The organism is Treponema sp. Marseille-Q4523 (assembly GCF_016901105.1).
Lineage (GTDB): Bacteria > Spirochaetota > Spirochaetia > Treponematales > Treponemataceae > Treponema_D.
In genome coordinates this window covers 42,050-51,195 of record NZ_JAFEVM010000023.1, presented here as the reverse complement: position 1 = coordinate 51,195, position 9,146 = coordinate 42,050, and the positions used below count along the sequence as shown (strand labels likewise).

The 9,146-nt window shown below is 47.4% G+C and carries 8 protein-coding genes; 1 reads left to right on the top strand and 7 read right to left on the bottom strand.

What is annotated here, in order from left to right; all coding sequences use genetic code 11:
* From JSQ97_RS08540 to JSQ97_RS08510, 7 genes are all read right to left on the bottom strand, one after another.
* Positions 1-226: Imm26 family immunity protein (locus tag JSQ97_RS08540; protein ID WP_205075660.1), on the bottom strand; the 226-nt coding region annotated here is incomplete at its 3' end.
* A gap of 2 nt (positions 227-228) precedes the next feature.
* Complete coding sequence (locus JSQ97_RS08535) at positions 229-747, bottom strand: hypothetical protein (protein WP_205075659.1); 519 nt, start codon at positions 745-747, stop codon at positions 229-231.
* Positions 748-896: 149 nt separating this feature from the next.
* Positions 897-1,820, bottom strand: coding sequence for an SPOR domain-containing protein (locus tag JSQ97_RS08530; protein WP_205075658.1), 924 nt, complete (start codon positions 1,818-1,820; stop codon positions 897-899).
* Between the two features lie 452 nt (positions 1,821-2,272).
* Complete coding sequence (gene coaE / locus JSQ97_RS08525; RefSeq protein WP_205075657.1) at positions 2,273-2,896, bottom strand: dephospho-CoA kinase; 624 nt, start codon at positions 2,894-2,896, stop codon at positions 2,273-2,275.
* Complete coding sequence (gene polA, locus JSQ97_RS08520; protein WP_205075656.1) at positions 2,893-5,781, bottom strand: DNA polymerase I; 2,889 nt, start codon at positions 5,779-5,781, stop codon at positions 2,893-2,895. Before polA ends, coaE begins: the two co-directional genes overlap by 4 nt.
* Positions 5,782-5,818: 37 nt before the next feature.
* A complete protein-coding gene (rhaD, locus tag JSQ97_RS08515) occupies positions 5,819-6,646 on the bottom strand; it encodes a rhamnulose-1-phosphate aldolase (protein WP_205075655.1) in 828 nt (275 codons plus the stop codon).
* A gap of 5 nt (positions 6,647-6,651) precedes the next feature.
* Positions 6,652-8,184, bottom strand: a complete 1,533-nt coding sequence (locus JSQ97_RS08510; RefSeq protein WP_205075654.1) for an FGGY family carbohydrate kinase — start codon at positions 8,182-8,184, stop codon at positions 6,652-6,654.
* 98 nt (positions 8,185-8,282) lie between these two features.
* Here JSQ97_RS08510 and JSQ97_RS08505 point away from each other — a divergent pair, with 98 nt between their 5' ends.
* On the top strand, positions 8,283-9,143 hold the full coding sequence (locus JSQ97_RS08505; RefSeq protein ID WP_205075653.1) for a helix-turn-helix domain-containing protein: 861 nt from the start codon (positions 8,283-8,285) through the stop codon (positions 9,141-9,143).
* Positions 9,144-9,146 lie beyond the last annotated feature (3 nt).

Below are 9,146 nucleotides of genomic sequence, written 5' to 3'. Positions count from 1 at the left end.
CTTTATGACAAATAAATTGCCATTTATCACTTTTCAAGCAATCACGGTCAAGCCAAATCCTAAATAATTCGTCCTTTTCGATTACTTCATCTATATTATCATTTTCAGAATCAGAATAAAAATTGAAAAAAACTACATCACTTGCTTCTAATATCTGACAATAACAATGGAATTTTTTATCAAAATCAAATCTGTATACATCACCGATTTTTTTTCTTTTTGCCATTTTTACTCCTGAACTGCTCCAAATCCTGTATAAGGGGCAATATTGCCAAATGCTTTATTTGCAGCCTCATGATATATTGGAACTCGCGGATTAAATTTGCTTACACCTCTAATTGCATTACCAGATGTCCCTTTATGACCATTAATTGTATCTGATTGAGCTCTTCCATTTTTATCAATAAGTTGTTGCTCACGACCTCTTATTGCAAGTTTACCTTGTTCGCCATACGCAATTTTATCAATTTGTATATTCCCAAACCCCTGCTTTGCCGTATGATGATTATTCTGTCGGTTTTCCAAAACTTCAGAGGGAGTACCATATCCACTAGTACGCCCTGAATATACAAGCCCATCAGCATCAGTCATTGTATATGTCATATAAAGTTTTGTTTCCTGTTTTTCTTTTACAGCAGTCTTTACTGCTGTTATCGCATTTGAAACAGCGTGATTGGCCGACTGTGCTCCATAAGATATTGCATCAGCTAAGGCTTGAATGCCTTGCCGCCCTGCAGGTGTTGCCAAATAAGCTCCTGTAGCTGCAACCATAAAGCACCTATCCAATAAGCGGCTACAGGAAGTGCTACCGCTGGAGTTTCTCCATCCGAGTCTATATAGTGTACCGGGTTATTTACACCGTAGGCATACAAATTGCAATTTTTCAGCTGTACTTTTTAATCCGTCGCTGAAGAAGTTTGCGTGATATAGCTTTCTCCCGATTTGAAATCGTTTATCTGCGCGACCCGCGTCCGCCAGTATTCGGCTTCGCTCTTCGTCACATAAGGACCGATCCGCACGCGGTAAAACACTTTTCCTTTGCCGTCTTTGTACGTAAAGACATCGGCGGGAATTTTGTTTTCGTCGAGGACGCTCCGCGCCGCATCGGCGCCGTTTTTACTTGCAAACGAAGCCGCCTGTATCCAATACTGCGTTTTTCCCGCAGGCGCTTTCGGTTTTGCCGCAGTATTTTTCTGTGCCGTTTTTGTCGCAACGCTTTTCGATGGAGCCGTTTTCGGTTCGGATGACGGTTTTTTCGCCGGAGTTTTTACCGCGGCGCTTCGGGATTCCGCTGCTGAATATTGCTCTTGTCCCGCCTGCGATGCGCGGGCTGTTTGGCGTGCCGTCTCCATCGATTTGGCACTCGTTTCATTTTTCGGCGTAACGGTATCGGTCGGAGAAGTGTCGCCCGATCGGAGCGCATTCAAATCGATCAGCGTGGAACCGTCCGGAGCACTCTGCGTATTTCGCGGAGCTTCGAAACCGTACACGGTCGCATTTTGCGCGAATACGGTCATATCTCCCACCTGCATCGCGTTTCGTTCCGTACTTTGCGTTTCCCCGGCTTCCGGTTTTGCCGAATTTTCGGAATCGATTTTATCTGCAGGTACATCGCCTTTAGCTGTTCCGTTTTCGGAAGCGCTGCCGGCAGGAGAAGATGTTCCTGTCGCGACCCAACCGCCCGACGAAGGTTTGGCGATCGGTGCCGTCATCTGTACTTTGTGCGTATCGGGTTTAAAGAGGATGATTGCCGGCAGGAGGACGGCGAGTAAAAATATGCCGACTGCGGCGATGATCCATAAAGTACCTTTTTGTTCCATGATTTTCCCCTGTGAGTATCGGGAACCTCTAAAAACTGCAGTTTGTAGAGGTATACTACTCTACTGTAAATATCGGCACGAGAAAAATATAATTAAGCGATTTATTTATAGGCAGAATGACGAGCTTTGGAAGCATCAGCCGAATGCGATTATGCTTGCGGCGAAAACTTTGTTCATGTATTAAAACCGTTCCTTAAAATTCAACAGTCGAACAAAATATCAATTTTGGAGACTGTTGAATTAGTGCGCGCTTGCGCACATATATATCCGCGAGTTTTCGAATGAAAACTCGATATTAAACGAGACGCGCTATTTCAGCGTTTCGTTTAAACTTTCCTTAAAATGCGGCATTGCAGAAAATGTCAATTTTCGAAAATGCCGCAGCCGTGTGCGGAAGCGCACACGTATATCCGCGAGTTTTCGAATGAAAACTCGATATTAAACGAGACGCGCTATTTCAGCGTCTCGTTTAAACCTTCGATATGCCGAAGCGCTTTTTCCGTATTTCGTTCGAGGGCGGAAAGAGATGAAGCATTGCGCAGCTTGACGATGGGTATGCCGGTTTGTTCGTAACTTCGATACAAGCCGCGCTGGGCACGAAATCGTTTGCAGATCGCGCGTACGGCATCTCCGTCGCGTTTTTTTGCACGTAAAAGACGCACCAAAAGGGGCGCTTCAACGTAGAGGATCGCGCGGCACAAGCGCATGAGAGTCGGCGTTTTATAAAGCACGGCCGCGTTGAGCGCGATGTTTTTCGCCTCATGCGAATCGATTTTTTGCATCGCGCATTTTTCGATTGCGGGATAGACGATCGCTTCCTGTTTTGCAAGCAGCGACGCATCGGAAAAGACGAGCTTTCCGAGCGAGCGCCTGTCGATGCTTCCGTCCTGCCTCACGATATCGATACCGCGTTTTTGTGCGTCCTGCGAAAAGGTACGGATGATTTTATCGGATTCGCTCTCTATCGCCTCGTGGACGAGAGTGTCCGCGTCGATGCAGAGCCAGCCGCGCGTTTCAAGCAGCTTCGCCGCCGCATTTTTTCCCGCCGCCATGGGGCCCGTAATGCAGATGATCAATGAAAGGTTCCCCAGTTTTTGCCCGCTTCGATCGAAACGCGGAGCGGAACCGAAAGTTTTACCGCGCCTTCCATTTTATTGCGTATCATGTCGATCGTCGCATCGAGGACGGATTTTTCCGACGGGCATTCGAAGATGAGTTCGTCGTGCACTTGGAGCAAAAGGCGGGCGCCGTTTTTTTCTTTTCGGAGCGACCAGTCCACGTCGAGCATCGCCTGTTTTACGATGTCCGCCGCGCTTCCCTGTACGGGCGTATTTACCGCGATGCGTTCGGCTGCAGCCTTTTCCGTTTTGTTTTTCGAATTAATATTGATAATTTTCCGCTTCCGTCCGAAAATCGTTTCGACGTATCCGTGCGCTTCGGCAAACGAAATCGTCGAATCGATAAAACGTCTGATCGACGAATACTGCGTAAAATAATTTTCGATAAACGAAGCCGCCTGCGTTCGTGAAATACCCAAATCGCGCGCGAGGCGGAACGCGCTCATGCCGTAGATGATGCCGAAATTGATCGTCTTTGCGACTCTCCTTTCGTCCGCCGTAACTTTTTCCGGAGGCGTCGAAAATAAAAGGGATGCCGTTGCGCGGTGGATGTCCACGCCCTCGCTGAACGCTTTGCACATGTTTTTGTCGCCCGACAGGTGTGCGAGGATGACGAGTTCGATCTGTGAATAATCGGCAGAAATGAGATGCGTATTCGGCAAAGCTGTAAAGGCTGATCGGATTCTCCTGCCGTCTTCGTTCCGCACCGGAATGTTCTGCAAGTTCGGATCGCGCGATGAAAGCCGTCCGGTCGCCGTTCCCGTCTGCATATAGTTCGTGTGCAAGCGTTTGTTTTTATCGCAGAGTTTCGGCAGCGCTTCGACGTAAGTCGACTGCAGCTTTGTCTTTTCGCGGTATGTGAGAATTTTTTGCGGCACCGGATGATAAGCCGAAAGTTCTTCGAGCACCGTCGTGTCCGTCGAATAACCGGTTTTCGTCTTTTTGCCGTGCGGCAATTTCAATTCTTCGAATAAAATTTCCTGCAGCTGTTTCGGAGAAGCGATATTGAATTCGTGTCCGACGATTTCGTATATTTCTTTTTGCACCGTTTCGATTTCACCGGTGAGTTCGGCGTCGTATTTGTCGAGCGCTTTTGTGTTTACGTGGATGCCGCGCAGTTCCATTTCCGCGAGGATAGGAAGCAGCTTCATTTCGACGTCGGTAAATAAATTTAATAATTTATTTTTTTCAAGCCGTTCGCGAAAAAGATGCCAAAGCTGCAGCGTAAAATCGGCATCTTCGGCACCGTAGTCGGCGGCTTTATCGAGCGGCACATCGGCAAAGCTTCCTCCTTTGGGTACGATATCGTCGTATTCGATTCCCGAAAGCGAGAGTTTTCTCTCCGCAAGATATTCGAGCGCATATGAAGCCCCTCCCGTTTTATCCGGATCGAGCAGCCACGCGGCGATCATCGTGTCGGCGATTTTGCACGAAGGTGAGGGGTAGTCTCCGCCTTTCAGCGCGATGCCGTTCGTGCGAAGCACTTCGTAATCGAATTTGCCGTTGTGCATGACGACGGTGATGTCTTTGTCGGTAAAAAGCCGTGCGATTTGCGCAAGCGCATCCTGCTTTGAAATGAGCGGACCTGAAAAAAGCGCGTCGGTGAGTACAAGCGGAACGTAGACCGCTTTGCAGGGTATCGTGCACAGGGAAAAGCCGACGAGAGAAGCGCTCATCGTGTCGAGACTGTCGGTTTCGCAGTCGAAGGCGGCGCATTTTTCTTTCGATGCGATAATGCCGTCGACGATTTTTTTGAGTTCTTCGATGTCGGTTACGGCGCGGTATTCGCCTTTGTTTTTCGTAAGCGGCTTGAGCATCGGAACGTCTTCCGTATCGGATACCTGTTCGGAAGATTCGTATTTTGTCCTTCCGTTTTCTTTATCTTCCGCGCTTGCCTTGTTTTTCTGCGCCGAATTTATCTCCGTGCCGTACGTTTCGATGCCTGTGCTTCCGTTTTCCGCTGCGAGAGCGGCATAGGATTTTGCGACGGTAGGCGCTTCGTAAAATGAAAGCTTTTCCGCGGCGGCATTGAAATCAAATGAAACGGGAGGAATCGCATCTTCGAGGTTTTTTACGCACGGCACGTCGTAACATAATTTTATTAATTTTTGTGAAAAATATGCGTCGTCTTTTCCCGCCCGCAGCTTTTCACCCGCGGCTCCCTTTATTTCGTCCGCATGTGCGAAAATGTTGTCGAGATTTCCGTACGCGTCGATGTATTTGCACGCGGTTTTCGGTCCGACGCCTTTTACGCCCGGCACGTTGTCCGATGCGTCTCCGATGAGCGAAAGCAGGTCGAGCATCCGTTCGGGAAGGATGCCCCATTCGGCTTTAACGCCGCTCGAATCGATCGCTTTCCAAATGAGGGCGGTGTCGGGTTTTAAAATCTGCGTCGTATCGTTTACGAGCTGCATCAAATCTTTGTCGCCCGAAAGGATGCGGCATGTACGCCCGCTTGCCGCCGCCTTTGCCGCAACAGTTGCGATGATGTCATCGGCTTCGTAGCCATCGCACTGCAGGATCGGAACACCGAGAGATGCGAGAATGTCTTCGATCCACGGGATCTGCGCGTGCAGATCGTCGGGCGTTTTTGCGCGGGTGGCTTTGTATCCATCGTACATTTCGTGGCGGAACGTCGGCGTGCGCGAATCGAAAGCCGCGGCGATGTAACGCGGTTTATAGTGCGTAAACACCGCGTGCAGATTTCTGAAAAAACCGAAAAGTGCGGAAATGTTTTCCCCGCGGCTGTTTGTCAGCGGCCGCGAAATAAACGCAAAATAACAACGGTAGATGAGTCCGTACGAATCGAGGATATAGATGGTGTCGTCGTTGAATTCCTGCATAGCCCCATTTTAGCACGGCGGAAAACGGTTTTCAACATTATTTTTTATATAAAAATTTTTCCGGCAATGTTACGCCGAATTCTTTTGCAAGCTGACGAAAACCTTCGGGTTCGATTGTCTGCGATTTATGCTGCGATATGGAATATACTTTTACCGAAATTTCTGCGGCTTTTTCTATCGTATGCATAAGACCGAACGTCGTGTCGAACGTTTCTCCTGCGCAAAAAATACCGTGGTGCGCCCAAATAGCGGCGTCGTAAGTTTCCATGAGCTTGCTCGTTTCGACGGCTATATCACGACCGCCGGGTACCATCCACGGCACTACGCCGATTCCCGACGGGAATACGACGGGACATTCCGTAGCGCTCTCCCACAGTTCACGGGTGAAAATTTCATCTTTCAGCGGCAGCACGAACGTAAGTGCAATAACGTTTGTACAGTGTGCGTGATAGATGACGCGGTATGCTCCTCCGCTTAACTTTTTTTTCACTTCGTGATTCATCAAATGGGTCGGCAGTTCGCTCGTCGGCTTTCCTCCGTTACGGAGTCCCCATACGATGCGGAAATTCTTTCCGGTATCGTCTATTTCGATGATACAGATATTCGCTTCCGGATCAAGCGGTATATTACGCATAAATTTTCCGCTTCCGGTTACGAGAAAATATTCACCTGCGAGTGTGCCGACTTCGCATCCGATCGGGAACCATGCACCGCCGGTATTGAAAAGCGCTTTTACTTCATCGATTTCCTCGCTCTTTATGCGATAAGAAAGATTGCCTCCGTTCCGTTCGTGCCATCCCAATTCCCAGCCGTCACTGCAGACGCGGATAAACGATTTAATAAATTCAGCTTCCATTATACTCATACGTGTTACCTCTTGATTTGCGCCGCCGTAAGCCATGCGGCTTTGTATGCTTCATAGTCGTTTATTTCGGTTTTTTTAATAGGCACGTGCTCTATTTTAATAAAATCGCCGAGTTCCGTACAGCTCTTGCCGGTAAGCGCCATAAGAGCGCTCATAGCGCAGCCTGTTGCGGTAGCTTCTTTCATAGTCGTCAACGCGACGCTGTTCGACGGAAAGATGGAAGAAAGCAACTCATTGTAGAGTCTGTTTTTTCGAAAGCCGCCTTCCGTATATAAAGAGGTTGTATCGGAAAAACCGACGCAGCCGACACTCGTTTCCGTCTGGATCGCTATGGAAATATCGAGCAGCGCAAAAAAGAGTTTTTCGTTGAAAAAAACTTTCGGAACGGATTTTCCCGACAGCATCTCGTTGAGCGGGTAGAATATACCGTCTTCGTAAATGCCGGCGGCGGAAAGAGGAAAGACGCCCGATTCCGGAAGCACTCCCGGTACAAGGAATACGCGTTTTTCGGAAAGTATTTTCTGTACCGTTTGCATATCGGAAACGGGGAATGCATCCGTTTTATTTATTTTTTGATAAAGCCGTACATACGTGTCGACTTCCATCCCTCCGACAAATATTGCGGTTTTTACAGGCGTATCGAGCGCGCTTCGATTAAAGAATACCGTTTTACCGATGTCATCGGGATTGTAAAAAGATTTTGCGTTTTCCGAAACGTCGGGATGCATGCAGACGCACCACGTTCCCGTCGAGTTGAGAATAAAGTCTTTATCGCTGCCGCGCGCGATATACGGCAAAAGCGATGCATTTGAATCGTGAATACCGGCCGTTACGATTACCGATTCGTCGAGTCCGAGCTCTTTTGCCGTTTGTGCGGAAATACATCCGAGAGAGTTGCATGTCGGTATATATGTTTCGGGCATACGGTTTCGTATTCCCAAGTTGTCTACAACAGTCGACCATGTATGTTCGTTTTGATTCCATAAATACGAATGGCATGCGAGATATGTCGGTTCATACGCTTTTTTACCGGTAAGCCAAAACGACCAATATTGCGGAAAGCCGAGAATTACCGTCGTCCGTGCAAATCGATCGGCAAAATATTTTTGTAAAAATAAAATGCCTTTTGCATAATTCAGTAAAGCCGGAAATTGCGGCGTATATGTTGTTGCCTGCAGCGATTCGGGACTGCCGCATTTTTCATAAAATTCACGATGAAAATCTTCTCCCGGTTCGTAGGTGTAAAAGATACACGGTGCGCATACGGATCCGCGTTCATCGACACAGACAAATGTTGCCCCGTGTGCCGTCACCGATATCGCCCGTACGGGATATTCTTTTGCAAAACGACGAATGTTTTCAATAAACCATTTTTTCATACCGTCGATATCGTGCGTCGGTATATCGCCGGAGGGACCTTTTATCATAATCGGAGAGAATTCTTTATATACGGATTCCCGCTGTACGAGGTGTTCATCGTAAACCGCGATTTTTTTATTTGTCATACCGATATCGATAACGATAATCGCCTGCTTCATATTATTCAGTGTAGCGTACCGCAATTTTTTTTACCTTGACAGAACATTCAGCAACCAGGATAATAACTGCAATTCGGTTTATAAGTCTATTTATAGATATGGAAAGATTAGTTTCAAAAAAATATTGGACGAGAGAAACGCCGTATCATTTTGAATTCCGTAATCCGCAACCCGCTTTTCCGCTGCATTCTCATGATTTTACTGAAGTCGTAATCATCTATAACGGTACCGGACTGCACAGAACCCCGCAGCAATCTTTTAAACTGGAAGCGGGCGATGTCGTGTTTATAAAACCGGGTCAAATACACGGATACGATGCCGTCGATAATCTTGTTTTGATGAATATTTTAATAAAGCCGTCGTTTCTTGCCGATAACGTTTTCGGCTTATCAACAGCGCCGGGGTATTCCGATTTATTTTTATCGACGGATTCTATAAAGAGTGAGCCGCAGTCCGTTATTCATTTCAGGCTCAACCGTCTGCAATTGTTTGAAGTGCAGGCGATTTTGGAATCGATGCAGGAAGAAATCGACAGCCGGCATCTTTTATGGAATATCGAAAATACGATATACCTTTTTGAGCTGTTTATATTATTGCTCCGTATCTACAACAATCCTGCATATCCGGCGACGACTGAAAAAGATGCGTCTGCCGTTGTAAAATATGTTGAAAAAAATTTTAGAGAAAATTTTACGATAAAGCAGCTTATGGAATGTTTTAATATGTCCGAAAGCACCGTGCTGCGTACGTTCAAGCGCGTTACGGGGTATTCCGCATCCGAATATCAAATGCGCCGGCGCATGCTTGTGGCGATGGATGAACTTGCTGCAACGGATAAGAGCGTTACGCAAATCGCGTACGATATGGGGTTCAACGACAGCAATTATTTCAGCCGCAGTTTTCGGCGTTTTACCGGTATCACGCCGACCGCATACCGCAAACGATTTTCAAAAAAATAACCA

Bases quoted from the DNA above. Each gene is read 5' to 3' on its own strand.
- JSQ97_RS08530 (WP_205075658.1), bottom strand. From the start codon at position 1,820: ATGGAACAAAAAGGTACTTTATGGATCATCGCCGCAGTCGGCATATTT.
- polA (WP_205075656.1), bottom strand. From the start codon at position 5,781: ATGCAGGAATTCAACGACGACACCATCTATATCCTCGATTCGTACGGA.
- rhaD (WP_205075655.1), bottom strand. From the start codon at position 6,646: ATGAGTATAATGGAAGCTGAATTTATTAAATCGTTTATCCGCGTCTGC.
- JSQ97_RS08510 (WP_205075654.1), bottom strand. From the start codon at position 8,184: ATGAAGCAGGCGATTATCGTTATCGATATCGGTATGACAAATAAAAAA.
- JSQ97_RS08505 (WP_205075653.1), top strand. From the start codon at position 8,283: ATGGAAAGATTAGTTTCAAAAAAATATTGGACGAGAGAAACGCCGTAT.